We start from the raw sequence: 26216 nt of genomic DNA on the forward strand, positions 1-26216 counted from the left end.
CGTCGCGGGGCGGCGCCGGCCGTCGTACGGTGACCGCATGAACCGCACACTGGTCTCCTCCGGCTCCGAATTCGAGGCCGCCGTCGGCTATTCGCGCGCGGTGCGGGTCGGCCCGCACGTGTCGGTGGCCGGAACGACCGGCGCCGGGCCGGCCGGCGACATCGCGGCCCAGGCCCGAGATGCCTTGCACCGCATAGAGATTGCGCTGCGACAGGCGGGCGCGGCGCTCACCGACGTGGTCCGCACCCGCATCTACGTCACCGACATCTCCCGCTGGCACGAGGTCGCGGCGGTGCACGCGCAGGTATTCGGCGCCATCCGTCCCGCGGCCACCATGGTGGAGGTGTCCGCGTTGATAGCACCCGATCTGCTGGTCGAGATCGAGGCCGACGCCTACGTGGACTCCGGGGCCGGCGGGAAGGTCCCGTCGGACGCCGGGCGGTAAGCGGTGACCCGGATCACGGCGTCCGCGGGTAGCGGACCGTACAGGTGCGGGAACAGCATCGACTCCGGATCCGTTGCAACCCCTGGCTCCCAACGCACTTCGGAATGCAGCCGAGCCGGATCGATGTGCAGTAGCACCAAGTCGTCGCGGCCCCGATAGAGCCGGTTCGCCGGCAGATGAACCTGCCCCGGCGTCGAGAGATGGATGAACTGGCCACCGTCGGACGCGCGGATCTCACCGGACGCGCGGGCCCGGGACCACTCGTCGACCCCACACAGATGTACCAGCAGGTCAGGAGCGGAAGTCATGGATGAACACATTAGAGATGCGGCGGAAACGAAACGTTTACAGGCCGTGAGAAACGACACACCCGATAACGATCAGGGAACAACGCGAAAACCCCATACGTCTGAGAGAGTGAATGAAAGCAAGAACGGAGAAGCCATGAATGCAACTCTGACCAGTCCCGAGCTAACCCGTGCGGACCGCTGCGACCGCTGCGGTGCCGCCGCTCGAGTCCGCGCCAAGCTGCCTTCCGGAGCTGAGCTTCTCTTCTGCCAGCATCACGCCAACGAGCACGAGGCGAAACTGACCGAGCTGTCCGCCGTCCTGGAGGTCAGCGGAAGCTAGGTCCGCCGAACTCACCTACTGCCAATGTGGGCCAGTAGGGCAGTCTTCGGTAATGCTGGACGGATATGAGCGATCAAGTCGCAAAACCGTCCCGCCACCACATCTGGCGACTCAGTCTGAGGACTCTCTCGAAAAGCTGGGATGACTCCATCTTTTCCGAGTCCGCGCAGGCGGGCTTCTGGTCGGCGCTGTCGCTACCACCGCTGCTGCTGGGAATGCTGGGAAGCCTGGCCTACGTGGCGCCGCTGTTCGGGCCCGACACGTTGACGGCGATCGAGAAGAGCATCATCTCCGCGATCCGCAGCTTCTTCTCGCCCAGCGTCGTCAACGAGATCATCGAGCCGACCATCCGGGACGTCACCGCCAATGCGCGTGGCGAGGTGGTGTCGGTCGGCTTCCTGATCTCGATGTGGGCGGGATCGTCGGCGATCTCGGCCTACGTCGATGCCGTGGTGGAGGCGCACGACCAGACTCCGCTGCGGCACCCCGTGCGACAGCGGCTGTTCGCCCTGTTCCTGTACATGGTGATGCTGGTGTTCGTCGTGGTAGCGGCGCCGGTGTTGGTGGTGGGTCCGCGCAAGGTGAGCGAACACATCCCGTACGACCTGGCGAACGTCCTGCGATACGGCTACTACCCGGCGCTGATCCTCGGCCTGCTGGTCGGGGTGGTCGTCCTGTACCGGGTGGCGCTGCCCGAACCCCTTCCGACGCACCGCCTCATCTTCGGCGCGGTGCTCGCCACGGCGGTGTTCCTGATCGCCACCCTGGGCCTCCGCATCTACCTGCGGTGGATCACCAGCACCGGCTACACCTACGGCGCGCTGGCCACACCGATCGCTTTCCTGCTGTTCGCCTTCTTCGGCGGATTCGCGGTCATGCTCGGCGCCGAACTCAACGCGGCGATCCAGGAGGAGTTCCCGGCGCCGAAGACGCACGCCCACCGGCTGCGCAAGTGGCTGGAAGCCCGCTTGACGGTGCTGAGGCGGCCCGCGGCTTCGCCACCGGAGCCCGGCCCGGCCGATAGCGCGACGCTGACGGCTGAACCGTCGCGGCCGACCTAGTCCTTCTTCATCCGGTCGTAGATCTGCTTGCAATCCGGGCACACTGGCGAGCCCGGCTTGGCCGCCTTGGTGACGGGAAACACCTCCCCGCACAACGCCACCACGTGGTTACCCATGACCGCGCTCTCGGCGATCTTGTCCTTCTTGACGTAGTGGAAGTACTTGGGCGTATCGCTGCCCGTCCCGTCGTCGACGCGTTCGTCGGTCTCGGTGCGTTCGATCGTCTGGGTATCCATGCCTGACATTGTGCCCCGTAACTCGCTCCTGCCGGAATTGGTCAGGTGTGGGAGAGTGGAGAAATGAAGCGCGAATCCGATCTGGGGTTCGACGATGAGGGCCGGCCGGTGCTCATCACCGCCGCAGCACCCTCCTATGAAGAACAGCACCGCGCACGGGTCCGGAAATACTTGACGCTGATGGGGTTCCGGATCCCGGCGCTCATCCTCGCCGCGCTGGCGTACGGCGCGTGGCACAACGGTCTGATCTCACTGGCGATCGTTGCCGTGTCGATCCCGTTGCCCTGGATGGCGGTGCTGATCGCCAACGACCGGCCACCGCGCAGCCCCGACGAGCCACGGCGGTTCGACGATGCCCGGCGCCGCACGCCGCTGTTCCCGAGCGCCGAGCGGCCCGCGATCGAAGCGCCCCGCCATCCCGAGTCGAGCTGGCCTACCGGACCGCAGGGCTGGGAATAGCCCGTACTTCTCAGGACATTCTCAGGTCAACGGCACATTTCTGCACGTCAAGACGTGTGAGATCACAAAGGGCTGGGAACTCTCAGGGCTGATCTGTCGTTGAACTCAATGACAGTTACAAGCCGAACGGGAGGTCGCTATGGCGAACGCCAGCACGAGCAGATTTGACGGCGATCTGGATGCTCAAAGCCCCGCCGCGGACCTCGTGCGCGTGTATCTCAATGGCATCGGTAAGACGGCGCTGCTGAACGCGGCGGGTGAGGTCGAACTGGCCAAGCGCATCGAGGCCGGGCTCTACGCCGAGCATCTGCTCGAAACTCGCAAGCGCCTCGGCGAGAACCGCCGACGCGACCTCGAGGCCGTCGCGCGCGATGGACAGGCCGCGCGCCGTCACCTGCTGGAAGCGAACCTGCGTCTCGTGGTGTCGCTGGCCAAGCGCTACACGGGTCGCGGTATGCCGCTGCTGGACCTCATCCAGGAGGGCAACCTGGGCCTGATCCGCGCGATGGAGAAGTTCGACTACACAAAGGGATTCAAGTTCTCCACCTATGCGACGTGGTGGATTCGTCAGGCCATCACCCGTGGCATGGCCGACCAGAGCCGCACCATCCGGCTGCCGGTGCACCTGGTTGAACAGGTCAACAAGCTGGCGCGGATCAAGCGGGAGATGCACCAGAACCTGGGACGCGAGGCCACCGACGAGGAGCTCGCGGCCGAGTCCGGCATCCCGGTCGAGAAGATCAACGACCTGCTCGAGCACAGCCGCGACCCGGTAAGCCTGGACATGCCGGTCGGCTCCGAGGAAGAGGCCCCGCTGGGCGATTTCATCGAGGACGCCGAGGCGATGTCCGCCGAGAACGCGGTGATCGCCGAGTTGCTGCACACCGACATCCGCAGCGTGCTCGCCACTCTCGACGAGCGCGAGCACCAGGTGATCCGGCTGCGCTTCGGCCTGGACGATGGCCAGCCGCGCACCCTCGATCAGATCGGCAAGCTGTTCGGCCTCTCGCGCGAGCGGGTCCGGCAGATCGAGCGGGACGTAATGTCCAAACTCCGCCACGGCGAGCGCGCCGACCGGCTACGGTCGTACGCAAGCTAAGACCCCCAGCTAGGTAGCAGACGGTATGCCCGCCGCGCACGCGGCGGGCATACTGCTTGTCGGGGCAGCGTTACACCCATTCGCGCAGCTGGCCAAGTAGACTCGGCGTCGATGGAAGGTGCTGAATGAACGACCTGGTTGACACCACCGAGATGTACCTGCGGACCATCTATGACCTCGAAGAAGAGGGCGTGACCCCGCTGCGTGCGCGCATCGCCGAACGCCTCGAACAGAGCGGGCCGACCGTCAGCCAGACCGTATCCCGCATGGAGCGCGACGGGCTGCTCCACGTCGCCGGGGACCGCCACCTCGAGCTCACCGACAAGGGCCGCGCGCTGGCCATTTCCGTCATGCGCAAGCACCGCCTCGCCGAGCGACTGCTCGTCGACGTCATCGGGGTGCCCTGGGAGGAAGTGCACGCCGAGGCGTGCCGGTGGGAGCACGTGATGAGCGAGGACGTCGAGCGGCGGCTGGTGAAGGTGCTCAACCACCCGACCACCTCCCCCTTCGGTAACCCGATCCCGGGGCTGCTGGACCTGGGCGTCGGCCCCGAGTCCGGCGCCGACGACGCCAACCTCGTCCGCCTGACCGAGTTGCCGCCCGGCTCGCCGGTGGCCGTGGTCGTCCGCCAGCTGACCGAACATGTGCAAGGCGACATCGACCTGATCACCCGCCTGAAGGACGCCGGCGTCGTCCCCAACGCCCGGGTGACCGTCGAGACCGGGCCGGCCGGGGTCACCATCGTCATCCCGGGCCACGAGAACGTCACCCTTCCGCACGAGATGGCGCACGCGGTCAAGGTCGAGAAAGTCTGACCGCTCGTCCGTCGCAGGCTAGCCCGCCCGGCGCCCGAAGGGCCGTCGCGGCGGCAACCGCACACCGAGCTCTTTGGCCAGCCGGTAGCCGGTAAGCGCCAATTCCCGGATGTCCTCGGGCCGCAGACCGGACTGCAACGCCGTGTCCAGCATGCCCGCCATCCGATGCGCGGGTTCGCAGCGCAGCGCGGCCTCCAGCGAGATCCCCGCCAGTGGCCCGTCGCCACGGACGTAGGCGCTGAACGCAAGCAACACCAGCGCCTCCGCCCGCCAGGGCGGGGGCAGGGTGCGCGCCAACTGCGCCCACAAAGACTCCGCCTCGTCGGCATTTTCACCGACCGCCAGGGCGTAGAGGATGTCGCGCACCTGCGCGTCGCCCAGCGCGCAGGCCAGCTTCGCCAGCTGGGCCGCGGTCAGTGCCTGGCCGGCGGCGACACGGGACGCGGCCGTCATCGCGTGCTTCACGTCGGCGCGGGCGCAGCGGGCCGGATCCGCGCGGTGGGCGGCCCGGCGCCTGGTCTGCTGCCGGTCGATCACGGCGGTCAATTTGGCGCTGCGCGCCGTGTCCTCGATCGCGATGACGGCCTGCAGATCGGCGCGGCGTGCATACAGCCGCCTGCCGTCGAGCACCGCCGCGGCCGCCAGCGGCGACGCCGACGGATCGTCGACGAGGCCGCTCGAACCGCAACCGTCCACGCAGTGCCAGCGCCCACCGAGTGCGACCCGGTCGACCACGTGGGCGGCCCACAGCTCGATGTCGTGCTCGGCCAACGACTTTGCGAGCGCATCGCACACCAGCCGGTGATCCTCGTTACAGCAGGGGCAGTGCGCGCCCTCCGCGTCGACGATCACCGCGATCGCGGCATCCGGCCGGGCCGCGGCGGCGACCTCCGCGAGGTGTCCGACCCGCGCCTCCAGCTCGTCGGTGAGGTCGACCCGCAGCACCGCTCCGAGGTCACCACCGTCCAAAGACACCAGTACCAATGAATTTTCGGGAACGAAGCCGAGAACGGCCGGCAGCGCGGCGATCAGTGCGCCGGGCCGGTTCAGTTTGAAGTCAGGTCGATGCGTCGTCATGGGCACCACGCTGACGGGCCCCACCGTCGGCCGGTGCGCGCGAGAACGGATGGAATCCCGGGCCTGTGAATGAACCCAGCACTGTGAGTTCTGCTGATCTACTGTTACCCCATGAGTTCGGCGCAAGAGTACGACATGGTGGTCATCGGTTCGGGGCCCGGCGGCCAGAAGGCCGCCATCGCCTCGGCCAAGCTCGGCAAGTCGGTTGCGGTCGTCGAACGCGGCCAGATGCTCGGTGGCGTGTGCGTCCAGACCGGCACCATCCCGTCAAAGACGTTGCGCGAGGCCGTCCTTTACCTGACCGGGATGAGTCAACGAGAGCTGTACGGCGCGAGCTATCGCGTCAAGGAGAAGATCACCCCGGCCGACCTGCTGGCCCGCACCCAGCACGTGATCGGCAAGGAGGTCGACGTGGTGCGCAACCAGCTGATGCGCAACCGCATCGACCTGTTGCTGGGTCACGGCCGGTTCGTCGACCCGCACACCATCGAGGTCGAAGACCCGTCCCGTCGCGAAAAGTTAACTGTCAGCGGCAAATACATCGTCATCGCCACCGGCACCCGGCCCGCGCGGCCGTCCGGCGTCGAGTTCGACGAGGAGCGGGTGCTCGACTCCGACGGGATCCTCGACCTCAAATCGTTGCCCACCTCGATGGTGGTGGTCGGTGCCGGCGTAATCGGCATCGAATACGCCTCGATGTTCGCCGCGCTGGGCACCAAGGTCACCGTCGTGGAGAAGCGCAGCGACATGCTGGACTTCTGCGACCCCGAGGTGGTGGAGGCGCTGAAGTTCCACCTGCGCGACCTGGCGGTGACGTTCCGGTTCGGCGAGGAGGTGACCGCGGTCGACGTCGGCTCGGCCGGCACCGTCACGACCCTGGCCAGCGGCAAGCAGATCCCCGCCGAGACCGTGATGTATTCCGCCGGGCGGCAGGGCCAGACCGACCACCTCGACCTGCACAACGCCGAGCTGGAGGCCGATAACCGGGGCCGGATCTTCGTCGACGACTTCTTCCAGACCAAGGTGCCGCACATCTACGCCGTCGGCGACGTGATCGGCTTCCCGGCGCTGGCCGCGACCTCGATGGAGCAGGGCCGGCTCGCCGCCTACCACGCATTCGGGGAGCCGACCGACGGGATCACCGAACTGCAGCCGATCGGCATCTACTCCATCCCCGAGGTCTCCTACGTGGGCGCCACCGAGGTGGAGCTGACGAAGAACGCGATCCCCTACGAGGTCGGCGTGGCCAGGTACCGCGAACTGGCCCGCGGCCAGATCGCCGGTGACTCCTACGGCATGCTCAAGCTGCTGGTGTCCACCGACGATCTCAAGCTCTTGGGCGTGCACATCTTCGGCACCAGCGCCACCGAGATGGTGCACATCGGGCAGGCCGTCATGGGCTGCGGCGGCACCGTCGAATACCTGGTGGACGCCGTGTTCAACTACCCCACGTTCTCCGAGGCCTACAAGGTGGCCGCGCTCGACGTGATGAACAAAGTGCGCGCGCTCAACCAGTTCCGCGCCTAGCAGCTGTCGTCGAGCTCCCCGGGAATCGGGTCGCCGGGGCCGCCGGCATCGGCGCGGGCCAGCAACCGCGCGGTCTGGGCGTCGAACGGCGCCGAATACGACACGTTCGCCGCGCAGCCACCGCGCTCGAAGCCGCCGATCACCCCGGTGAGCGTGGTGCCGCTGACCCAGGGCGCGCCGCTGGTGCCGTCCACCAGCCCCTCACATGGGAACGACGGGAATCCGGCCTCGGTCAGCGACGTGCTGGCCTGACACCCGATGGGGGCGCCACCCACGCCGGCCGGATAGCCCATCACGGTGACGTGGCTGCCGGGCGGCGGCGTCGTGCCCAGCGTCAGCGCCAGGCCGGCGCGCGACTCCACCGAGCCCCCGGCGTCGTTACTCAGCCGTGCGATTGCGTAGTCGGCGTTGGGATCCTTGCTGGCGGTCCAGCGGGGATCGAGGTAGACGGCGTCGGCCTTCCACACATCGGTTGGCGCGGGGGGCGCGTCGCCGATGAAACCTGGCACGAAGGTGATTTTGGAGGCCCCGGCCAGGCAGTGCGCCGCGGTCATCATCAGGTTGCCACCCGCGGAATGCACCACCGAGCCCGTGCATACGTGCAGCGGACCGCCGTCGATGAAGATCGCGCCGACGCGTTTGTCCGGGTCCACCGGCCCCGCCACCGCCTTTTGCTGGGGCTGACCCAGCCGCTGCACCGGCGCACTGCTCCGCGGCGGGGCCGCCGGAGGGGCCGACGCATGATCGCCCGGCGGCCGCTTGCACGACGTCACCGACGTCGCCACGGCGACCACCAGGCACAGCATCACGGTCGGAACGCGCATCGGATTCATCATGCCTGACACCTGCGCAGAGAGCAGATTTCGACGCGTCGCGTGCCACCTGACTCGCGGACATAATTCAGTGGCGACCCCCAGACGTTCGCTTTCGGATTAAACCCGAACTTCACATCGCTGTTTGATATTGGTGCCCACCGATTCGGGGGACACTGGTAGGGCACCCTGGAGAAACCCCCGAGAGGAGGCGATTCCGATGGCTCACGATCAGGACCCGCAGGAGCACTACCAGCCGGGACAAGCCGGCATGTATGAGCTCGAGCTGCCCGCGCCCCAGCTGTCGACGTCGGACGGGCGAGGCCCTGTGCTGGTGCACGCGTTGGAAGGTTTCTCGGATGCCGGCCACGCGATCCGGCTGGCCTCGTCGCATCTGAAAGCGGTGTTGGACTCCGAGCTGGTGGCGTCCTTCGCCATCGACGAATTGCTGGATTACCGGTCGCGGCGACCGCTGATGACCTTCAAGACCGATCACTTCACCAACTACGACGACCCCGAGCTGAGCTTGTACGCGCTGCGCGACACCATCGGCACCCCGTTTCTGCTGCTCGCCGGGATGGAACCGGACCTGAAGTGGGAGCGCTTCATCACCGCGGTCCGCCTGTTGGCCGAGCGCCTCAACGTTCGCCAGACCATCGGCCTGGGCACCGTGCCGATGGCGGTGCCGCATACGCGGCCCATCACGATGACGGCGCACTCCAACAATCCCGAGTTGATCGCCGAGTTCACGCCGTGGATTTCGGAGATCCAGGTTCCCGGCAGCGCGTCGAACCTGCTGGAATACCGGATGGCCCAGCACGGTCACGAGGTCGTCGGCTACACCGTGCATGTGCCGCATTACCTGACGCAGACCGACTACCCGGCGGCCGCCGAGGCGTTGCTCGAACAGGTGGCCAAGATCGCATCGCTCGAGCTGCCGCTGACGGCGTTGACCGAAGCGGCGGCGGTGATCCGGACCAAGATCGACGAGCAGGTCGAGGCGAGCGCGGAGGTTGCTCAAGTGGTGACCGCGCTCGAGCGCCAGTACGATGCCTTCATCGACGCTCAGGAGAACAGGTCGTTACTAACTCGCGACGAGGACCTGCCTAGCGGCGACGAGCTTGGCGCAGAGTTCGAGCGATTCCTCGCCCAGGAGGCGGAGAAGAAGCGCGGCGACGACGACCAGGCCTGACCTTTCCGCCCGGCCTTAGCCCGGCCCGACACCCAAGGTGGCGACATGACCGAGCGGACGCGCAAGAGCACTCTCCGCCCGGTGCGGGAGGTCAGCGCGCCCCGGCTGGAGTACCGCACCATCCACGGCTACAAGCGGGCCTACCGGATCGCCGGTGACGGGCCGGCGATCCTGCTGGTCCACGGCATCGGTGACAACTCCACCACCTGGAATACCGTGCAGGCCAAGCTCGCCCAGCGGTTCACGGTCATCGCCCCGGACCTGTTGGGCCATGGGCGATCCGACAAGCCACGCGCCGACTATTCGGTCGCCGCCTACGCCAACGGGATGCGCGACCTGCTCAGCGTGCTCGACATCGAGCGGGTCACGGTTGTCGGCCATTCGCTGGGCGGCGGCGTGGCCATGCAATTCGCCTACCAGTTCCCGCATTTGGTCGACCGGCTGATCCTGGTCGCGGCCGGCGGCGTCACCAAGGATGTCAACGTCGCCTTCCGGTTGGCCTCGTTGCCCATGGGCAGCGAGGCGCTCGCCTTGCTGCGGCTTCCCCTGGTGCTGCCGGCGGTGCAGCTGGCCGGACGGATCGCCGGCCTCGCGATCGGATCGACCGGCCTGGGCCGGGACCTGCCCAACGTCCTGCGGATCCTCGACGACCTGCCGGAGCCGACGGCGTCGGCGGCGTTCAGCCGGACCCTGCGGGCGGTGGTGGACTGGCGCGGGCAGATCGTCACCATGCTCGACCGGTGTTATCTGACGGAAGCCATCCCGGTGCAGATCGTCTGGGGCACCAAGGATGTGGTCGTCCCGGTGCGTCATGCGTGGATGGCGCACGCGGCGATGCCAGGCTCCCGCCTGGAAATCTTCCAGGGCTCCGGCCACTTCCCCTTCCACGACGACCCGGCTCGCTTCATCGACGTGGTCGAACGCTTCATCGACACCACCGCGCCCGCCGAATACGATCAGGCCGCCCTGCGCGAGCTGCTCCGCAGCGGCGGCGGCGAGAAGGCCGTCACCGGCCCCGCCCCCACCCGCGTCGCCGTGCTGAACGCCATGGGATCCGACGAACGCAGCGCTACCTGAAACCCGCCGGGGCCGTACAGTCGGGCCATGGGTATCGATGTCACTGTGTTGCGGGTGTTCACCGATGCGGAGGGAAATTTCGGCAATCCGCTCGGCGTCGTGGATGCCGCCCGGGTCGAGCCCGCGGCTCGGCAACGGCTCGCGACTCAATTGGGCTATAGCGAAACGGTTTTCGTCGACCTTCCGGCTGCCGGATCGACGACAGCGCACGCCACCATTTACACCCCACTGATCCAGATCGCGTTCGCCGGGCACCCCACCGTCGGGGCGGCGTGGTGGCTGCGCGAGAACGGAACGCCGATCAACACGCTGCAGGTGAGGGCCGGCATCGTGCAGGTGAGCTACGGGGCGGAAATGGCGGGCATCAGCGCACGGTCGGACTGGGCGCCTGAGGTCGCCCTGCACGAATTCGATTCAGCCGACGCCCTTCTCGCCGCCAACCCGGTAGATTTCTCCGATGACACCGCGCACTACCTGTGGGCGTGGACCGACCGGGCCGCGGGATCGGTACGCGCGCGCATGTTTGCCGCCAACCTCGGTGTGCCGGAAGACGAGGCGACCGGCTCGGCAGCGATGCGCATCACCGACTACCTCAGCCGCGATCTACACGTCACTCAGGGCAAGGGATCGGTCATCGAGACGACGTGGAACGCCGAGGGCTGGGTGGGGGTGGCCGGGCGCGTCGTCAATGACGGTGTGACGCACCTGAACTGACCCCGTACCGGCTCAGCGCTGGCGGTGCAGCACCGCGGCGAGGTGGTGCTGCAAGGGCTGTCCGACCGCGCCCATCCGCACCGAATACGCCAGCTCGTCGCCGTCGATGCGGAAGGAACGGCCAAGCGCCGTCACCTCTTTGGCGGTCGGGGTCAGCCCCACGTCGGTTGTCGACAGTTCGATCTCGATCCGGCCGCCGGTGGCCGAATAGGTACCGACCTCGATCTCGGTGATGCCGCTCGGGTGCGCCAGCACCAGCTCGACGTGACCGGGCTGCGGCACGCGAAGGTATCCGGTCTCGGCGTGCAACGGCTTGCCGTCGGGCGCCTTGGTCTTTTGCGCGTAGGCCAGAAACGGCTTGCCGACGTGGGAGAAGACCACTTCTTCGAGGTAATCGAAGGGCTGGATCGTTGGGTATTCGCCCGCACCCTGGCCGGCCCAGGTTCCCAGGAGTGGTGCCAGCGCCTCGAGATCGGGATGCAACGCGGGGGGCATGAAAACGAGCCTAGCCGGGACGGCTTGAGCCCGGCCGTCAGCTCGGCGTTGTCACCTGGCGGTGTTCGCGCAGTGCCTGGATCTCGCGCTCGAAGTCGGCCGCGGACTCAAAGGAGCGGTATACCGACGCGAACCGCAGGTAGGCCACTTCGTCGAGGTCGCGCAGCGGGCCGAGAATGGCCAGCCCGACCTCATGACTCGCGACCTCCGGGGAACCCGCGGCCCGCACGGTGTCCTCGACCTGTTGGGCCAGCAGGTTCAGCGCGTCATCGTCCACCTGGCGACCCTGGCAGGCCCGGCGGACACCGCTGATGACCTTTTCCCTGCTGAAGGGTTCGGTGACTCCACTGCGCTTGACCACCGCGAGAACCGCGGTTTCCACGGTCGTGAAACGCCGGCCGCACTCGGGGCACGATCGGCGGCGACGGATGGCCTGACCTTCATCGGTTTCCCTCGAGTCGATCACCCGGGAATCGGGATGACGGCAGAACGGGCAATGCATGGCCGCTCCTTCGCCGTGCCGACAAACACCAGGTACCGCAGCACGAGCGTACCCGTGCGCTCACCTGCGCGGCGAATGCAGCCGGCCCGGCGGGGGCGGTGGTCAGCCCACCGGGGCGATCAGCGTTTGGCCCGCCACCAATGTCGGCGAGTTCATGTCGTTCAGTTCGCGGATGCGGTCGGCAACCTGACGCGCCGGCGCATCGGGCGCCACCCGGTGAGCGACGTCTTGCAGCGACTCCCCCGCCTCGACGCGGACCACGGCCAACCGGTCGGGTACGTGAGCGGCCGAACTCCCGGCGCCGCCGTTGAGCATCTGGCCGACGTTCCCGACCAGGCCCAGCCACAGGGTGATCGCGCCGGCGGCCAGCGCCAACCAGACGGTGGTGGCCACCGTGACGGGCCGCTTGCGATGAGGCGCGGCCGACATCGCGACGCTGGTGCCGTAATAGCGCGTGGGTGCGCCCGCCGGCCTCGACGGACCGGGCCGGCGCGAACGGGCCAGCCCGTCCCGGCCGTAACGGAGCCCCTGGACCGGCCCGTTGACCGGACGACGAGGGCTGCTGGTACGCGGCGCCAGCGTGTGGATGGTTGTCATCTGCGTTCCTCCGGTCAACTTGATTCGCTCAGCTGTTCGACTGTATCGCTCGTGTGTTCGAAATCCGAACATGTGAGCGAAGCGTGTCGCACGAGTCGAACGCTAGACCACGCCACCGACAAGTCCGTGGTCGCTAGAGCTGACATGCGGCTGAAATACCCGATCTGCCGAAGAGTTACACCTTTGTGATTAATCCCGTCTGCGGGCGGTTTTGCGGCGACCCCGGGAGGGCGACACGCTAGTCGAACACATGTTTGATTCTCGGCCGTAGTGGGGTTACATTCAGAGCCATGAGCGACAGCAACGACACCTCATCGGCGGGCGCGGACGGTCGGCTGCACGCCGTGGATTCATCGCTGACCGAACGGCAACGCACGATCCTGAACGTCATTCGCGCGTCGGTCACCAGTCGCGGTTACCCGCCGAGCATCCGGGAGATCGGCGACGCCGTCGGCCTGACGTCGACCTCGTCGGTGGCTCACCAACTGCGCACCCTGGAGCGCAAGGGATACCTGCGCCGCGACCCGAACCGCCCGCGGGCCGTCGACGTCCGCGGCGCCGATGACGAGGTGGCGGCGCGTACCACCGATGTCGCCGGCTCGGACGCACTGCCGGAGCCGACGTTCGTTCCGGTCCTCGGGCGCATCGCGGCCGGTGGCCCCATCCTCGCCGAGGAGGCGGTCGAGGACGTCTTCCCGTTGCCGCGTGAGCTGGTCGGCGAGGGCACGCTCTTCCTACTCAAGGTCGTCGGCGACTCCATGGTCGAGGCGGCGATCTGCGACGGCGACTGGGTGGTGGTGCGCCAGCAGAACGTCGCCGACAACGGCGACATCGTGGCGGCCATGCTCGACGGGGAAGCCACCGTGAAGACGTTCAAGCGCGCGGGCGGTCAGGTCTGGCTGATGCCGCACAACCCGGCCTTCGACCCCATCCCCGGCAATGATGCGACCGTGCTGGGCAAGGTCGTCACGGTGATCCGCAAGGTCTAGGCGGTCGGGACTTTCGGGCGGGCCTAGTCCGCCTTCACGAAGCCGTTGGCCTGCGCCACTTCTTCGCTGGACAGCCAGATTTCGGCGAGCGTGTCGTGGTAGAGCTCGCTGCCCGGCGTGTAGTAAAGCCCGAAGCGGGCGCTCGCCTTGATCGGATATCCGTCGGGCACCTGATAGGGGTCGTCGAGCGGTAGGTGGATGGTCGGACGCCCGGACGGGCCGGCTCCCCCTGCGGTGTCCTCGTCGTCCGTGGCCGCGTGCCTCCCGCTGCGTTGCTCGGCTGCGGCGGCGGCCGCCGCCGTCGGCACGACGGTTTCCGGGCCGGCGACCTCGGGAGCGGCGGCCTCGGCGACGTCCGCCGGGACGTGTGTGACCGCAACATCCGGATACTCGGCCTGGGGAGCGGCGACGTCGGGGTCACCCGCGTCGAACTCGGGGTCCGGGGGCGTGCGCGCCGCGGCGACGTCGAGGTATTCCGCCTCCACATAGTCGTCGTCCCCGCGGGGGGCATCTGCGTAGGCGGACTCTCGCTCCTCGTCGTCGTATTCGACCTCGGCGTAATGCTGGTCGGCGTATTCCTCGTCGGCGTAATCCGAATCGGCGTACTCGGATTCGGCGTATTCGGTTTCCGTTTCGGGGTAGCCGGCCTCCGACAGGGCCGCCGGCGACACCGCCGAGAAGGAGTCGGTATCCACCGCGTCGGGGTCCTGCTCGAATGAATCCTCGTCCGCGCCGGCGCGCCGCCAGCTGACCCGACTCGCGGCCTCGGGCGCTTCCTGCTGACGCGCGAAATGCTCGGTGGTGACGTCGTCGCGTCCCCACTCCTGGTCGGCACCGGAGTCGTAACCGGTATCGAGGTCGCGGGGACGCTCGTAGCCGGCGTCCTCACGTAAAGCGCGACGCCGACGCCAGCCGATCGCCAGCAACCCGGCCAAGCCGATCAGCACCAGCACCGGGATCGCGGCCAGCAACCACCACCACTGCCAGGTGAACTTCTTGGCATGGGCGGGCGTCGCCGAGCTGCTCGGCTGGTTCTGGCCCGACACCTGCAGGCCGGACAGCAGCGGCGCGAGGTTGGCCGGATCCGTGCTGAACGTGTTCTTCGCCCGGTTCCACGAGATCTTGCCGCCGGCGAACTGCTGGGAGACGACGTCGCCGTCCACGGCCTGGTCGCCGACGGGCGCGCCCAGCTTGCCGGTCGGTCCGCGAAGCTTGTCCCAGGCCGCCTTCATGGCGCCGCGCACCACGAACGCGCCACGCTCCGACGTCCAGAAGATCACCGGTTTGTCGGCGCCCGAGAAGGTGACCATGCGGCTGGACGGGATGCCGCCGTCGGATTCGTTGGCGGTGGGGAAACCCAGGTCGCTGCCGGCGGGTCCGCCGAGCGACTCGTATTTGGCCAGGATGTTGCGCTCGACGGCATTCGCGCCGGTGGCGGGGCTGAAATACACCTTGCCGTTGGCGAAATCCTGGACGATTCCGTCGCCGCCGATCGGATACTGCGCGCCCTTCTTCGCCCCCAACGGCCCGTTGGGGCCGCCGGCCGCGCGCCAGGCCATGTTGATGGCCGCGGTGGGATCGATCGCCACCTGCAGGCCCTTCAACTGGTCGGCCAGTGCGGGCGGCTCGGTGGAGAACTGTTTCGTCTGCCTGTTCCACGAGACCTGGCCGCCGCTGAACTTCTGGGCGGACACCTCGCCGTTGTACGTTTCGTCGCCGACGGGGACCCCGAGGACGCCGCCCGAACTGCCGAGCTTGTCCCAGGCGGCGTTGATCGCGCCGCGCACCACGAACGCGCCGTGCTCGGGCGTCCAGAAGATCACCGGCTTATCGCTGGCGGAGAAGGTGCTCACGCGGCTGTCGGGTCCGGCGAGGCCGGGCACCTCGTTGATCGCGGGAAAGCCCAGATCGCTGCCCGCGGGTCCGCCCAGCATCTCGTATTTGTCCAGGATCGGCCCGTAGACGAATTTGGCGCCGGTCGCCGGGGTGAAGAACATCTTGCCGCCGTCGAAGTCCAGCGCGAAACCGTCCCCGGCGGGATAGACATCGCCCTTCCGGGCGCCCAGGGGTGAACCGTCACCGCCGGCCTTCTCCCACGCCGCCATCATGGCCGCCTCGGCGTCACCGATGGGGGACGCCGCCGCAGGCGGCGCCAGCAAGGCGACGGCTATTGCCGTGGCGGTCAAGGTGACCAGCGCGCTTCCGACCAGCCTGCGCATGCGACCTCTCTGCCCGTTCACCAAGCCTCCCAGCCGACGGCTGCGCCCCTGTCAGCGGCTATGCCCGTACCTGCACAGCCGGCAAGCGGGCCGTAGTCCGACCGTGGGGAAACAACCCCGTTCCGATCCGCATTATCGCCGGGCTCGCATAACTTTGCTCCCGCATACGAAAAATGCGAAGTCAAATCACGAATAGTACAAAAACGGATACCACGCCGATGTCGAATCGATGCAGAGCCACGCTCAAATCGCGACCGGCCGCGCGGCGTATGAGTATTCGAGTCAAACCCCGAACCGGGCGTCCGCCTGCGCAATAACGCACGGCGGGCGCTGCGCGCTTTGGTTTCGCGCCCGCGCATGTTGCCGCACTTGCCGGAGTGGTCGACGGCGGCGTGCTTTTCGGCTCGACTACGCGCCATTACGCGGATGGCATACCCCGGATACATGTGCCCCGAACACATGGGCCGACGGTACGTGAAGCCATTAACTCGTCAGCGGTCTACCCGAAAAATCACCCCGCGTGGCGCGCATTGATGGGGTTTGCCGTCGCCGTGCGAATCGGCGTGATGGTGTTGTCGCTGTTAGGGCTAGACCCCGAGGCTGCGGCCGATGATCTCTTTCATGATCTCGGTCGTTCCGCCGTAGATGGTCTGCACCCGCGCGTCCAAATAGGCTCGGGCAACGGGGTATTCGCGCATGTAGCCGTAGCCGCCGTGCAGCTGCAGGCAACGGTCGATCAGGTGCACCTGCTTTTCGGTGGAGTACCACTTGGCCATCGCCGCCTGCTCCGCCGTCAGCTTCTTGTCCAGGTGCAGCCGGATGAACTCGTCGACCATGATGCGCACCACCGTCGCCTCGGTCGCCAGCTCGGCGAGCACGAAGCGGCTGTTCTGGAAACTGCCGATCGGCTTGTTGAATGCCTTGCGTTCCTTGGTGTATTGCAGGGTTTCTTCCAGCACCTGCTCCATCGCCGCGGCCGCCATGATGGCGATCGAAATCCGTTCCTGCGGCAGGTTCTGCATCAGGTAGATGAATCCCATGCCCTCCTGCCCCAGCAGGTTGTCGGCGGGCACCTTGACATCGGTGAACGACAACTCGGCGGTGTCCTGCGCGTCCAGCCCGATCTTGTTCAAGTGCCGGCCGCGTTCGAAACCTTCCATGCCGCGTTCGACAACCAGCAACGAAAAGCCCTGCGCCCCTTTGTCGGGATCGGTCTGCGCCACCACGATCACCAGGTCGGCATTGATTCCGTTGGTGATGAACGTCTTCGCGCCGTTGAGCACGTAGTGGTCGCCCTGCTTGACCGCGCGCGTCTTGATGCCTTGCAGGTCGCTGCCGGTTCCCGGCTCGGTCATCGCGATCGCGGTGATGGTCTCGCCGGTGCAGAACTTCGGCAGCCAGCGCTGCTTCTGCTCTTCGGTGGCCAGGGCCAACAGGTACGGCGCCACGATGTCGTTGTGCAGGCCGAAGCCGATCCCGCTATAGCGACCGGCGGTGGTCTCCTCGGTGATGATCGTGTTGTACCGGAAGTCGGGGTTGCCCCCGCCGCCGTATTCCTCCGGCACCGCCATGCCGAGGAAGCCCTGCTTGCCGGCCTCGAGCCACACGCCGCGGTCGACGATCTTCGACTTCTCCCATTCGTCGTGATGGGGTGCGACGTGGCGATCGAGGAACGCCCGGTAGGACTCACGGAACAGGTCATGCTCCGCCTCGAAAAGAGTGCGCTGGTACTTGACGGCACTGCCCATGTGGATGACCTCCGGCGACTGGAAACTCTGTCGCCCAACATATACCAACCAGACGGTTGGTCGGCGGCCGGCGGGTCCGGTCGCCGGGAGATCAGCGCGCCGAGAACTCCTGCAGGCGCCCGGCCAGCGCCACGGGTACGCGGGCCTTGATCCGGGTGCCGTCGGGGTTGTGCTCCTCCTGCTGCACGCGACCGTCGGCGTGCAGCCGGGCCACCAGGTCACCGCGGTGGTAGGGAATCACCACGTCCACCGCGGTGTCGGCGGGAACGGCCAGCTCGCCCATCCGGCGCCGGAGCGCGTCGATGCCCTCGCCGGTCCTGGCCGAGACGAAGACAGCGCCGGGCAGCGCGTGGCGAAGCTTGGCCAGGGTCAGGCCGCTCGCGGCGTCGACCTTGTTGACCACCACCAGCTCGGGTGGTGGGTCGCCGTCGTGGTCGGCGATGACGTCGGAGATCACCGCGCGAACCGCGTTGATCTGCGCCAGCGGGTTGGCATCGGAGCCGTCGACCACATGCAGCAACAGGTCGGCGTCGACGACCTCCTCCAGCGTGGAGCGGAACGCCTCGACCAGCTGGGTGGGCAGGTGCCGGACGAACCCGACCGTGTCGGTGAGCACCAGCGGGCGGCCGTCTTCGAACTCGGCGCGCCGGGTGGTGGGCTCCAGCGTGGCGAACAGCGCGTCCTGTACCAGCACCCCCGCGCCGGTCAGCGCGTTGAGCAGGCTGGACTTGCCCGCGTTGGTATAGCCGACGATGGCGATCGAGGGCATGTCGCTGTGCAGGCGGCGGCTGCGCTGAGTGTCGCGGACCTGCTTCATGTCCTTGATCTCGCGGCGCAGCTTGGCCATTCGTTCGCGGATGCGGCGGCGGTCGGTCTCGATTTTCGTTTCACCGGGACCGCGCAGGCCCACGCCTCCCCCGCTGCCGCCGGCGCGGCCACCGGCCTGCCGGGACATCGACTCACCCCAGCCGCGCAGCCGCGGCAGCATGTACTCCATCTGGGCCAGCGATACTTGCGCCTTGCCCTCCCGGCTGGTGGCGTGCTGGGCGAAGATGTCCAGGATCAGCGCGGTGCGGTCGATGACCTTGACCTTCACCGCCTTCTCCAGCGCGGTCAGCTGCGCCGGGGACAGTTCACCGTCGCAGATCACCGTGTCGGCGCCGGTGGCCAGCACCACCTCGCGGAGCTCCTGGGCCTTGCCCGAGCCGATGTAGGTCGACGGGTCGGGCTTGTCGCGGCGCTGGATGAGCCCCTCGAGCACCTGGGAACCGGCGGTCTCCGCCAGGGCGGCCAACTCGGCCATGCTGGCCTCGCTGTCGGCGGCGGTGCCGTCGGTCCACACGCCGACCAGGACCACGCGCTCCAGCCGCAGCTGGCGGTACTCGACTTCGGTTACGTCGGCGAGTTCGGTGGATAGACCGGCGACGCGGCGCAGCGCCGACCGTTCTTCCAGGGCGAGTTCGCCGGTGCTCGGCTCCGGCACAGCGGGATTGGAGAATTCAGGATGTGTCATAGGCAATACAAGATGATGCACGGCGGATCGGCGTCGTGCACTCGAATTAACGTCGCTGCGCTTCCCACCATTCCCCGCTGATCTCCCCGTGTGCCACCAACACCGACGGGCCCCTCAGGTAGCTGGTGGCGTCGGTGATGGTGACGACGACATCGCCGCCCGGCACCCGCACCGTCAGTGTGCCGGTGTCCGCCCCGCCGGCGGCCAGCGCGGCCACCGTGGCCGCGACCGTGCCGGTGCCGCACGAGCGGGTCTCGCCCACGCCCCGCTCGTGCACGCGCATCCGCACCGCGCCGCCGGCCGGTGCCGTGAGAACTTCGATGTTGACCCCCTCCGGGAACTGGGCGTGGTCGAAGCTGACCGGCGCCGCGACGTCCAGCCTTGCCAGCCGCTCGGCGGTCAGGTCGGGATCCACACACGCCAGGTGGGGATTGCCCACGTCGACCGCCAGGCCGGAGAACCGGTGGCCGCCGACCGTCGCCTCGCCCGGGCCCAGCGTGTTCGCCTTGCCCATGTCGACGGTGACGTCGGCATACGTGGCGTCGACCCGGTGCACGGTGACCGGTCGGGGGCCGGCCTGCGACCCGACCACGAACTCGTCCCGGGACTCCATCCCGCTGGCCCGCAGGTAGTGCGCGAACACCCGGACGCCGTTGCCGCACATCTGGGCGACGGAGCCGTCGGCGTTGCGGTAGTCCATGTACCAGTCGGCCGAGCCCACGCCGTCGGGCAGCCGGTCGAGCACGCCGGCCGAGAGGGCGGCGCCGGCGGTGGTCACCCGCAGCACCCCGTCGGCGCCCAGCCCGCGCCGCCGGTCGCACAAGGCGGCCACCCGGGCCGCGGTGAGCTCGAGCGTGGCCTCCGCGTCCGGGAGCACCACGAAGTCGTTCTCGGTGCCGTGGCCCTTTGCGAAAATCACCTGCTCAGGATACGTGGCCCCAGACTCGCAGCGCTTCGTCGACCAACCGCGCGCCATCCGCGGCGTCCAGCCAGTGGACCCGGTGGTCGCGGCGGAACCACGACCGCTGCCGTCGCACGTAACGCCGGGTGCCCACGTAGGTCTGTTCCCGCGCGTCGCGCAGTCGCTCGGCGCTGCCCCCGGCGTCGAGCGCCTCGATCACCTGGGCGTAGCCGAGGGCGCGCGACGCGGTGACCCCGTCACGCAGGCCCTCGCCGAGCAGCGCGCTCACCTCGCCGACCAGGCCCTGGTCGAACATGGCGTCGGTGCGACGGGCCAACCGCTCGTCCAGAAGCGTTGTCTCGCAATCCAGTCCGACGATGGCGGCGTCCCACCTCGCCGGGCCGATGCGTGGTGCGGACGCGGCGAACGGCCGGCCGGTGAGCTCGACCACTTCGAGCGCCCGCACGGTGCGCCGCGCGTCGGTGGGCAGGATGGCCGCCGCGGCGGCGGGGTCGCGCCGGGCCAGCTCGGCGTGCAACCCGCCGACCCCGACCTCGGCCAGCCGCCGTTCCCAGCGCGCCCGCACGGCGGGGTCGGTCGCCGGGAACGACCAGTCATCGAGCAGCGACTGGATGTAGAGCATCGACCCGCCCACGATGATGGGCACGGCGCCGCGGGCGGCGATCGCCTCGACGTCGGCCGCGGCCGCGCGCTGGTAGCGGGCGACGGTCGCGGTCTCGGTGACGTCCAGGACGTCGAGCTGGTGATGCGGGATCCCGCGGCGTTGGTCGACGGGAAGCTTGGCCGTGCCGATGTCCATTCCGCGATAGAGCTGCATCGCGTCGGCGTTCAAGATTTCGGCGGCACCCTCGAGCCGTTCTGCAAAGTCGAGCGCCAGCTGCGACTTACCGGTTCCGGTGGGGCCGATGATCGCCAGTGGTCGCACGGCCACCTCAGAGCTGCCAGGCGCCGGCGAAGTAGCCCACGCCGAAGGGGGCACCCCGGTACAGCTCCTTGGCCGACCGCGGCCCGGGTTCGGCCAGGCCGGCCAGCACCTGAAAGGCGACCCGGCCCAGGATCTGCCGCGGCAGCCGCGCCAGGGCGGCGATGTCGCCGGTTGCCAGCGCGTCGTCGAGGGCGGCCTGCGCGCCGGCGTTGCCCGGGTCGAATCCGCCGGGTGCGGCCGGCGTCAGGGTGTTCGCGCCGTCGGCCACGACCAGCACGCCGATCGGCTCGGGTGATCGGTCGATGTCGGCGCGCAGACGTCGCCCCCGGGCCAGCGCGGTTTCGGCGTCGTGGTCGGTGGAGTACACGCGGGCCTGCGCGGTCGCATCGGGCCGGGCCTGGCCCCGGACCCAGCCGGCCAGCAACGCGCACACGGGCAGGTCGGCGGGCACCCCGGAGGGGGCGTGCGGGGAAAATCCGACCCGCGCGTCGACGCCGAAACCCCCGAATGAGCCGGCCGTGTCGGGGCCGAAAACATCGTCGCGCCCGGCGGTCCCGATGACGGTCCAGCGCGCGGGCAACAGGGCCGCCGCCGCCAGCACCGCGGCCGTCAGGTCGGTCACCTCCGCGGCGGCCGCTCCGGCGAGCTCGGGCACCAGCAGCGGAGCCGAGGGAACGATGGCAATCCCGCTGAGCACGCCACCAAACTAATGGTTCACCGACGCGTGCGCTCAGGCCTCCGCTACCGCGACCACCGGGCCGGTGCTAAAAGGGTCGGCCTCGCCCTCCGCGGGCGACCACCCGTCCTCCATGAGGCTTGCGTCGTCGCGGCCAACCTCCGCGACCATCGTCGCGGCCTCGCCGCGGGCCAGCGCGACCGTTGCCACGATGACCACCGCCACCGCCGCGAACAGGACGAAGACCTTGGGCCCGTCGGCATTCAGTGTTTCACCGAGCACGAAGATGCCGAGCAACCCGGCCACGACGGGCTTCGCGACGGTCATCGTCGGCATCGAGGCCGTGAGCGCGCCGGCGCGGAACGCCGACTGCTGGAAGATCATCCCGGTCAGGGCCAGAAGTAGCCACGGCACGAACTCGGGGGCGCTCAGCACGGCCAACGGGCCGTCCTCGCCCACCTCGACGATGCCCTTCGTGAGCACCGCGAACAACGCCAGCGCCGAACCCGCCACCACCGCGAGCAGCGCGGCGGCAAAGGGGCTGCCCGACCAGATCCGCGCGGCCACCACACACGCCACCAGCAGCGGCACCATCACGGCGGCCACCACGGCCCACGTCCCGACCGGTGCGCGCTGATGGCCGGACGCCGGGTCGCCGACGATGATGACCACCGCCAGGGCGCCGGCCAGGACGACCGCCCAGACCCACTCCCAGCGCGTCACCCGGCGCTTGGTCAGCCGGGCGTAGATCGGCAGGGCGAACAGCAACGCCGTCACCTGGAGCGCGGTCACCAACACCACCGAGCCCCACGCCAGGGCCCCGGCCTGCAGGCTGTAGTTGACGATCGCGGCCAGGCCGCCCAGCCACCACCGCGTGTCCCGCAACGACATGCGGAACAGCTCCAGGTGGCCGACCTCTTTGTCCGTGATCTCCTGCGCCGAGCGCTGACGGATTACGTCGCCGACCGCGGACGCCAACGCCGCGCACAGCGCTATCAGCGCGGCGACATCAACCTTCGACATGAGCGACCCCTCACCTCACGACTAAGCCCCGACCAGCTTTCCCTGGGGTGCGGGGAAATACACCCAAAATTTGCGATCAGTTCAACAACGACTGTATGACGTCGACCACGTCGCGGCTGCCCGACCGGTTCACTCAACTGTTGATACGTCATGAACCTAAGGGCCGCCTGTGGAAACCGCGGCGATTCGGTTACACCTCGGGCGGCTACGCCGGTTGCGCGGCGGTATCCCCGAGCCGCGCCCGGACCCGGTCGCGCGTCGCGGAGGCGTCGACGCGGGCGAGTTCGACCGTGGCGGCCGTCATCACCAGCGCCGCCACCGCCAGCGCCAGCATTCCGGCGCGGCCGGTGCCGAGAGTCTCGCCGAGGACGACGACGCCCAGCAGGGCCGACACGACCGGTTGGGACACCTCCAGCGTCGGCATCGACGCGGTCAACGAGCCGGCCCGAAAGGCCGACTGCTCCAAGGCGAAGCCCGCCAGCGCGACCAGCAGCCAGGCGTACAGCTCGGGTGTCCGGACCACGGCCCAACCGCCGTCGCCGAACCGATGGACGACGCCCTTGGCGAGCACCGCGAAGACGGCCCACAGCGACCCGGAGACGAAGGCGAGCAGCGCCGCGGCCAGGGCGCCACCCCAAATCCGGGCGGCCACCACGCAGCCGACCAGCAGCGGCACCAGCACCGCCGCCACGACGGCCCACGTCCGCAGCGACGCGGTCGAACGGCCCGCCTGCGGGTTGCCGACCGTCACGATCACGGTCACCGCGGCGGTCAGAACGACGGCCCAGGTCCACTCCCGGACGGTGACGGCGCGATCGGCCAGCCTCGCGCTGATAGGCAACGCGAACAGCAGGGACAGCACCAGCAACGCCTGGACCAGCAGCACCGAACCCTGGTCCAGCGCGGCCGCCTGCAGCACGATGCTGACGACCAGCATCAGGGCGCCCCACCGCCACCGCCGGTTCCCCAGCAGCCTGCGGGCGAGTTCGAACTGCCCGACCGACGTGTCGGTGATCCGGTGCGTCGCGCGCTGCTGCAGGACGTCGCCGATCGCCACGCAGAGCGCGGACGCCAACGCCAGCAACGCGGCGAGGTCCGTCTTGGCCATGGTTTCTCCGTCGGAGTCGGGGTACGGACAACTTCATACCCGTTGCGTCCGGGCGGACGCATCCCGAACGAGAAGAACAAGGGTGGCGGCGCATGGGCCGCCAAGCTGCTTGAATACTGTTAAGCAGCTGTTGGGAGAGCCGATAAGGCCGGCCCACGGCCGCAGCAGACGGTGCCGCTACGCGCGGCAGGTGCGCGGGATACCGACCGCGCGAAGGGTAGGTGACGAGCGCATGACGGCTGACGAACCACACGGCGAAGACCTGGCCGACCCGGTGGCCCAACCGGTTTCGCGCCCGGTGCCACGCCCTGGACCACGTCCCGGGCCCCGGCCGTCCGGTCCGGGGCCGCGGCCCACCACCCACCCCATACCGGTCATACCGGCGCCCCCGCGCAGCGATCCGCATCAGTTCGGGCGGGTCGACGACGACGGCACGGTGTGGCTGATCACCGCCGCCGGCGAGCGCATCGTCGGCTCCTGGCAGGCCGGCGACCGAGAAGCCGCCTTCGCCCACTTCGGCCGCCGCTTCGACGACCTGAGCACCGAGGTCACGCTCATGGAGGAGCGGCTGGCGGCCGGAACCGGTGACGCCCGCAAGATCAAAGCCCACGCCACAGAACTGGCCGAAACGTTGCCGACGGCGTCCGTGCTGGGCGACATCGACGCGCTCGCCCGCCGGCTCACCAGCCTCATCGACCAGGTCGAGACCACCGTCGCGCAGGAGCGTTCCCGCCGCGACGAGCATCGCGCCACCCAGACCGCGCGCAAGGAGGCGCTTGCCGCCGAGGCCGAGGAGTTGGGCGCCAACTCGACGCAGTGGAAGGCGGCCGGCGACCGGCTGCGGGCCATCCTCGACGAGTGGAAGACCATCAACGGCCTCGACCGCAAGGTCGACGATGCGCTGTGGAAGCGCTATTCGGCGGCCCGGGAGGCCTTCAACCGGCGGCGGGGATCGCATTTCGCCGAACTGGACCGCGAACGGGTGGGAGTCCGGCAAGCCAAGGAGCGGCTGTGCGAGCGCGCCGAGGAGTTGTCCGATTCGACGGACTGGACCGCAACCAGCGCGGAATTCCGCAAGCTGCTCACGGAGTGGAAGGCGGCGGGCCGGGCGGCCCGGGACGTCGACGACGCCCTGTGGCGGCGGTTCAAGGCGGCCCAGGACGTCTTCTTCGCGGCCCGCAACGCGGCGACGGCGGAGAAGGACGCCGAGCTGCGGGCCAATGCCACCGCCAAGGAGGCGCTGCTGGCCGAGGCGGAGAAGATCGACACGAGCAACCACGACGCGGCCAGGGCGGCGCTGCGGTCGATCGCCGACAAGTGGGACGCGATCGGCAAGGTGCCGCGGGAGCGGTCCGCCGAATTGGAGCGCCGGCTGCGCGCCATCGAGAAGAAGGTGCGCGATGCGGGCGAGGCCGATTGGTCGGACCCGCAGGCGCAGGCCCGCGCCGAGCAGTTCCGCACCCGCGCCGAACAATACGAGCAACAAGCCCAGAAGGCCGCGGCTGCGGGCCGTACCAAGGAGGCCGAAGAGGCCAAGGCCAACGCCGAGCAGTGGCGGCAGTGGGCGCAGGCGGCCGCCGAGGCGTTGACCCGCAAGCCCTAGGCTTCGGGCTCCCCGGGGGCCGCGCCGTTCGGCTGTCCCCGGCGGTTCGGGGCGTCGGGCCCGTCGTCCAGGCTGTCGAGCAGCGTCATCGACTGCTGCTGCGCCGCGACGCGGCGCCGCTGCTCCTCGGCCGCGAGTTGCACGATGGTGCGCGACCACACCACCCGGGCCCATTGGTAGATCAGCGTGAGGACGATGATCCAGGCCACGATCAGCCCCAGCCCCGGGCCCGGATGCCCCGCGGCCACCGTCTGGCGCGACCAGATGGCCAACAGTCCCGCCGCGCCGGCGAGCGCCGAACCCGCCAGCGCGATCCAGGCCAGCGCCCAGCGCCGGGTGACCAACGCCAGCATCGAGAAGCCGACGCCGAACACCAGCGTCAGCCAGGCGAACACCCGCGACGGCAGCGCCACCGCGGCCGCGCCGGCCCCGTGGCTGCTGAACAACACGTCCCAGCCGCGCACCGCGCCGGTGTGCGGCAGGATGAACGATCCCAGCAGCACGAAGACCAGGATGGCCACGACGAAACCCCGTGGGCCCGGGTCGAATCCACGCGCCACGCGGCGCTCGGCGGCCTCGATTTCGGTGCGCAGGGCGTCGAGGTCGGGGTGTTCTTCGTTCATCGGGCACATCCAAGGGGTTCGGTCGGGCCGGCGGGCGGTCCGACGGCGGGCATGCCGAGCCTGATGCCGGCCGGGCGCTGCCCGGCGGCGTGTGCGTCCCCCGCGCGGGTGCGGCGATGGCTGAGGACG

Annotated in this window: 28 protein-coding genes; 12 read left to right on the forward strand and 16 right to left on the reverse strand. The window is 68.8% G+C overall.

The window, feature by feature from the left end:
* Nucleotides 1-37: 37 nt before the first annotated feature.
* Complete coding sequence (locus A5709_RS18835; RefSeq protein ID WP_068010363.1) at nt 38-445, forward strand: RidA family protein; 408 nt, start codon at nt 38-40, stop codon at nt 443-445.
* On the opposite strand, the gene A5709_RS18840 is transcribed toward A5709_RS18835, so the two are convergent.
* The gene (locus tag A5709_RS18840; RefSeq protein WP_067944908.1) at nt 394-753 is read right to left on the reverse strand and encodes a DUF952 domain-containing protein; all 360 of its coding nucleotides are present in this window, start codon (nt 751-753) and stop codon (nt 394-396) included. The genes A5709_RS18835 and A5709_RS18840 overlap by 52 nt on opposite strands.
* A gap of 136 nt (nt 754-889) precedes the next feature.
* Here A5709_RS18840 and A5709_RS27655 point away from each other — a divergent pair, with 136 nt between their 5' ends.
* Both A5709_RS27655 and A5709_RS18850 read left to right on the forward strand, forming a co-directional pair.
* Nucleotides 890-1075 (forward strand): hypothetical protein, encoded by a 186-nt coding sequence (locus tag A5709_RS27655; protein ID WP_082945686.1) that lies wholly within the window; start codon nt 890-892, stop codon nt 1073-1075.
* A 65-nt stretch (nt 1076-1140) separates the two neighbouring features.
* The gene (locus A5709_RS18850) at nt 1141-2136 is read left to right on the forward strand and encodes a YihY/virulence factor BrkB family protein (RefSeq protein WP_068121579.1); all 996 of its coding nucleotides are present in this window, start codon (nt 1141-1143) and stop codon (nt 2134-2136) included.
* On the opposite strand, the gene A5709_RS18855 is transcribed toward A5709_RS18850, so the two are convergent.
* Nucleotides 2133-2372 (reverse strand): DUF3039 domain-containing protein, encoded by a 240-nt coding sequence (locus tag A5709_RS18855; RefSeq protein ID WP_067268964.1) that lies wholly within the window; start codon nt 2370-2372, stop codon nt 2133-2135. The two genes, A5709_RS18850 and A5709_RS18855, sit on opposite strands and share 4 nt — an antisense overlap.
* A gap of 45 nt (nt 2373-2417) precedes the next feature.
* On the opposite strand from A5709_RS18855, the gene A5709_RS18860 reads away from it, so the two are divergent.
* The 3 genes from A5709_RS18860 to A5709_RS18870 all read left to right on the forward strand — a co-directional run bounded on the left by A5709_RS18860 (nt 2418) and on the right by A5709_RS18870 (nt 4745).
* The gene (locus tag A5709_RS18860; RefSeq protein ID WP_369806101.1) at nt 2418-2831 is read left to right on the forward strand and encodes a DUF3099 domain-containing protein; all 414 of its coding nucleotides are present in this window, start codon (nt 2418-2420) and stop codon (nt 2829-2831) included.
* Between the two features lie 139 nt (nt 2832-2970).
* Nucleotides 2971-3930, forward strand: a complete 960-nt coding sequence (gene sigB, locus A5709_RS18865; RefSeq protein ID WP_066950333.1) for a sigma-70 family RNA polymerase sigma factor SigB — start codon at nt 2971-2973, stop codon at nt 3928-3930.
* 125 nt (nt 3931-4055) lie between these two features.
* Entirely contained in the window at nt 4056-4745 is a 690-nt protein-coding gene (locus A5709_RS18870; protein WP_067944899.1) for a metal-dependent transcriptional regulator, read from the forward strand.
* Nucleotides 4746-4763: 18 nt separating this feature from the next.
* On the opposite strand, the gene A5709_RS18875 is transcribed toward A5709_RS18870, so the two are convergent.
* Complete coding sequence (locus tag A5709_RS18875; RefSeq protein WP_068121580.1) at nt 4764-5822, reverse strand: DUF4192 domain-containing protein; 1059 nt, start codon at nt 5820-5822, stop codon at nt 4764-4766.
* 111 nt (nt 5823-5933) lie between these two features.
* Between A5709_RS18875 and sthA the strand changes: the two genes are divergently transcribed.
* Nucleotides 5934-7349: a Si-specific NAD(P)(+) transhydrogenase gene (sthA, locus tag A5709_RS18880; protein WP_067944895.1), complete on the forward strand. Its 1416-nt coding sequence runs from the start codon at nt 5934-5936 to the stop codon at nt 7347-7349.
* Here the strand turns inward: sthA and A5709_RS18885 are convergent.
* Nucleotides 7346-8185, reverse strand: coding sequence for a serine protease (locus A5709_RS18885; RefSeq protein ID WP_067944893.1), 840 nt, complete (start codon nt 8183-8185; stop codon nt 7346-7348). The two genes, sthA and A5709_RS18885, sit on opposite strands and share 4 nt — an antisense overlap.
* A gap of 196 nt (nt 8186-8381) precedes the next feature.
* Between A5709_RS18885 and A5709_RS18890 the strand changes: the two genes are divergently transcribed.
* Genes A5709_RS18890 through A5709_RS18900 form a run of 3 tightly spaced genes read left to right on the forward strand, consistent with a single transcriptional unit; the run spans nt 8382 to nt 11144 of the window.
* Entirely contained in the window at nt 8382-9353 is a 972-nt protein-coding gene (locus A5709_RS18890; protein WP_067944891.1) for a proteasome assembly chaperone family protein, read from the forward strand.
* Nucleotides 9354-9398: 45 nt separating this feature from the next.
* Entirely contained in the window at nt 9399-10430 is a 1032-nt protein-coding gene (locus tag A5709_RS18895) for an alpha/beta fold hydrolase (RefSeq protein WP_068010353.1), read from the forward strand.
* A 27-nt stretch (nt 10431-10457) separates the two neighbouring features.
* A complete protein-coding gene (locus A5709_RS18900; RefSeq protein ID WP_068121584.1) occupies nt 10458-11144 on the forward strand; it encodes a PhzF family phenazine biosynthesis protein in 687 nt (228 codons plus the stop codon).
* A gap of 12 nt (nt 11145-11156) precedes the next feature.
* Here A5709_RS18900 and A5709_RS18905 read toward each other — a convergent pair whose 3' ends face one another.
* The 3 genes from A5709_RS18905 to A5709_RS18915 form a co-directional block, all read right to left on the reverse strand.
* On the reverse strand, nt 11157-11639 hold the full coding sequence (locus A5709_RS18905) for a peroxynitrite isomerase (RefSeq protein ID WP_068010358.1): 483 nt from the start codon (nt 11637-11639) through the stop codon (nt 11157-11159).
* 37 nt (nt 11640-11676) lie between these two features.
* Nucleotides 11677-12141 carry a transcriptional regulator NrdR gene (gene nrdR / locus A5709_RS18910; RefSeq protein ID WP_067944880.1) on the reverse strand — a complete coding sequence of 155 codons (465 nt, stop codon included), beginning with the start codon at nt 12139-12141 and terminating at the stop codon, nt 11677-11679.
* Between the two features lie 102 nt (nt 12142-12243).
* A complete protein-coding gene (locus A5709_RS18915; RefSeq protein WP_068121587.1) occupies nt 12244-12738 on the reverse strand; it encodes a LysM peptidoglycan-binding domain-containing protein in 495 nt (164 codons plus the stop codon).
* A gap of 290 nt (nt 12739-13028) precedes the next feature.
* Between A5709_RS18915 and lexA the strand changes: the two genes are divergently transcribed.
* A complete protein-coding gene (lexA, locus tag A5709_RS18920) occupies nt 13029-13727 on the forward strand; it encodes a transcriptional repressor LexA (RefSeq protein ID WP_067944877.1) in 699 nt (232 codons plus the stop codon).
* A 23-nt stretch (nt 13728-13750) separates the two neighbouring features.
* Here lexA and A5709_RS18925 read toward each other — a convergent pair whose 3' ends face one another.
* The 8 genes from A5709_RS18925 to A5709_RS18960 form a co-directional block, all read right to left on the reverse strand.
* Complete coding sequence (locus A5709_RS18925; RefSeq protein WP_068121589.1) at nt 13751-15946, reverse strand: LGFP repeat-containing protein; 2196 nt, start codon at nt 15944-15946, stop codon at nt 13751-13753.
* A gap of 587 nt (nt 15947-16533) precedes the next feature.
* On the reverse strand, nt 16534-17694 hold the full coding sequence (locus A5709_RS18930; RefSeq protein ID WP_067944875.1) for an acyl-CoA dehydrogenase family protein: 1161 nt from the start codon (nt 17692-17694) through the stop codon (nt 16534-16536).
* A 91-nt stretch (nt 17695-17785) separates the two neighbouring features.
* Entirely contained in the window at nt 17786-19207 is a 1422-nt protein-coding gene (gene hflX / locus A5709_RS18935) for a GTPase HflX (protein ID WP_067944874.1), read from the reverse strand.
* A 46-nt stretch (nt 19208-19253) separates the two neighbouring features.
* Complete coding sequence (gene dapF, locus A5709_RS18940) at nt 19254-20126, reverse strand: diaminopimelate epimerase (RefSeq protein WP_068008807.1); 873 nt, start codon at nt 20124-20126, stop codon at nt 19254-19256.
* A 4-nt stretch (nt 20127-20130) separates the two neighbouring features.
* On the reverse strand, nt 20131-21054 hold the full coding sequence (gene miaA, locus A5709_RS18945; protein ID WP_068121600.1) for a tRNA (adenosine(37)-N6)-dimethylallyltransferase MiaA: 924 nt from the start codon (nt 21052-21054) through the stop codon (nt 20131-20133).
* A 7-nt stretch (nt 21055-21061) separates the two neighbouring features.
* Nucleotides 21062-21751, reverse strand: a complete 690-nt coding sequence (locus tag A5709_RS18950) for a hypothetical protein (RefSeq protein ID WP_068121594.1) — start codon at nt 21749-21751, stop codon at nt 21062-21064.
* A 33-nt stretch (nt 21752-21784) separates the two neighbouring features.
* Nucleotides 21785-22753, reverse strand: a complete 969-nt coding sequence (locus A5709_RS18955; protein ID WP_067944540.1) for a DMT family transporter — start codon at nt 22751-22753, stop codon at nt 21785-21787.
* A gap of 205 nt (nt 22754-22958) precedes the next feature.
* Entirely contained in the window at nt 22959-23861 is a 903-nt protein-coding gene (locus A5709_RS18960) for a DMT family transporter (protein WP_068008812.1), read from the reverse strand.
* A 232-nt stretch (nt 23862-24093) separates the two neighbouring features.
* Between A5709_RS18960 and A5709_RS18965 the strand changes: the two genes are divergently transcribed.
* Nucleotides 24094-25464 (forward strand): DUF349 domain-containing protein, encoded by a 1371-nt coding sequence (locus A5709_RS18965; protein WP_068121597.1) that lies wholly within the window; start codon nt 24094-24096, stop codon nt 25462-25464.
* On the opposite strand, the gene A5709_RS18970 is transcribed toward A5709_RS18965, so the two are convergent.
* Nucleotides 25461-26096: a hypothetical protein gene (locus tag A5709_RS18970; RefSeq protein WP_369806077.1), complete on the reverse strand. Its 636-nt coding sequence runs from the start codon at nt 26094-26096 to the stop codon at nt 25461-25463. The two genes, A5709_RS18965 and A5709_RS18970, sit on opposite strands and share 4 nt — an antisense overlap.
* Nucleotides 26097-26216: the final 120 nt, after the last annotated feature.

Source organism: Mycobacterium sp. E1386 (assembly GCF_001672745.1).
Lineage (GTDB): Bacteria > Actinomycetota > Actinomycetes > Mycobacteriales > Mycobacteriaceae > Mycobacterium.

Coding starts and splice junctions, on each gene's coding strand:
- A5709_RS18835 (WP_068010363.1), top strand. CDS start 38: ATGAACCGCACACTGGTCTCCTCCGGCTCCGAATTCGAGGCCGCCGTC.
- A5709_RS18840 (WP_067944908.1), bottom strand. CDS start 753: ATGACTTCCGCTCCTGACCTGCTGGTACATCTGTGTGGGGTCGACGAG.
- A5709_RS27655 (WP_082945686.1), top strand. CDS start 890: ATGAATGCAACTCTGACCAGTCCCGAGCTAACCCGTGCGGACCGCTGC.
- A5709_RS18850 (WP_068121579.1), top strand. CDS start 1,141: ATGAGCGATCAAGTCGCAAAACCGTCCCGCCACCACATCTGGCGACTC.
- A5709_RS18855 (WP_067268964.1), bottom strand. CDS start 2,372: ATGGATACCCAGACGATCGAACGCACCGAGACCGACGAACGCGTCGAC.
- sigB (WP_066950333.1), top strand. CDS start 2,971: ATGGCGAACGCCAGCACGAGCAGATTTGACGGCGATCTGGATGCTCAA.
- A5709_RS18870 (WP_067944899.1), top strand. CDS start 4,056: ATGAACGACCTGGTTGACACCACCGAGATGTACCTGCGGACCATCTAT.
- A5709_RS18875 (WP_068121580.1), bottom strand. CDS start 5,822: ATGACGACGCATCGACCTGACTTCAAACTGAACCGGCCCGGCGCACTG.
- sthA (WP_067944895.1), top strand. CDS start 5,934: ATGAGTTCGGCGCAAGAGTACGACATGGTGGTCATCGGTTCGGGGCCC.
- A5709_RS18885 (WP_067944893.1), bottom strand. CDS start 8,185: ATGATGAATCCGATGCGCGTTCCGACCGTGATGCTGTGCCTGGTGGTC.
- A5709_RS18890 (WP_067944891.1), top strand. CDS start 8,382: ATGGCTCACGATCAGGACCCGCAGGAGCACTACCAGCCGGGACAAGCC.
- A5709_RS18895 (WP_068010353.1), top strand. CDS start 9,399: ATGACCGAGCGGACGCGCAAGAGCACTCTCCGCCCGGTGCGGGAGGTC.
- A5709_RS18900 (WP_068121584.1), top strand. CDS start 10,458: ATGGGTATCGATGTCACTGTGTTGCGGGTGTTCACCGATGCGGAGGGA.
- A5709_RS18905 (WP_068010358.1), bottom strand. CDS start 11,639: ATGCCCCCCGCGTTGCATCCCGATCTCGAGGCGCTGGCACCACTCCTG.
- nrdR (WP_067944880.1), bottom strand. CDS start 12,141: ATGCATTGCCCGTTCTGCCGTCATCCCGATTCCCGGGTGATCGACTCG.
- A5709_RS18915 (WP_068121587.1), bottom strand. CDS start 12,738: ATGACAACCATCCACACGCTGGCGCCGCGTACCAGCAGCCCTCGTCGT.
- lexA (WP_067944877.1), top strand. CDS start 13,029: ATGAGCGACAGCAACGACACCTCATCGGCGGGCGCGGACGGTCGGCTG.
- A5709_RS18925 (WP_068121589.1), bottom strand. CDS start 15,946: ATGCGCAGGCTGGTCGGAAGCGCGCTGGTCACCTTGACCGCCACGGCA.
- A5709_RS18930 (WP_067944875.1), bottom strand. CDS start 17,694: ATGGGCAGTGCCGTCAAGTACCAGCGCACTCTTTTCGAGGCGGAGCAT.
- hflX (WP_067944874.1), bottom strand. CDS start 19,207: ATGACACATCCTGAATTCTCCAATCCCGCTGTGCCGGAGCCGAGCACC.
- A5709_RS18955 (WP_067944540.1), bottom strand. CDS start 22,753: ATGTCGAAGGTTGATGTCGCCGCGCTGATAGCGCTGTGCGCGGCGTTG.
- A5709_RS18960 (WP_068008812.1), bottom strand. CDS start 23,861: ATGGCCAAGACGGACCTCGCCGCGTTGCTGGCGTTGGCGTCCGCGCTC.
- A5709_RS18965 (WP_068121597.1), top strand. CDS start 24,094: ATGACGGCTGACGAACCACACGGCGAAGACCTGGCCGACCCGGTGGCC.
- A5709_RS18970 (WP_369806077.1), bottom strand. CDS start 26,096: ATGTGCCCGATGAACGAAGAACACCCCGACCTCGACGCCCTGCGCACC.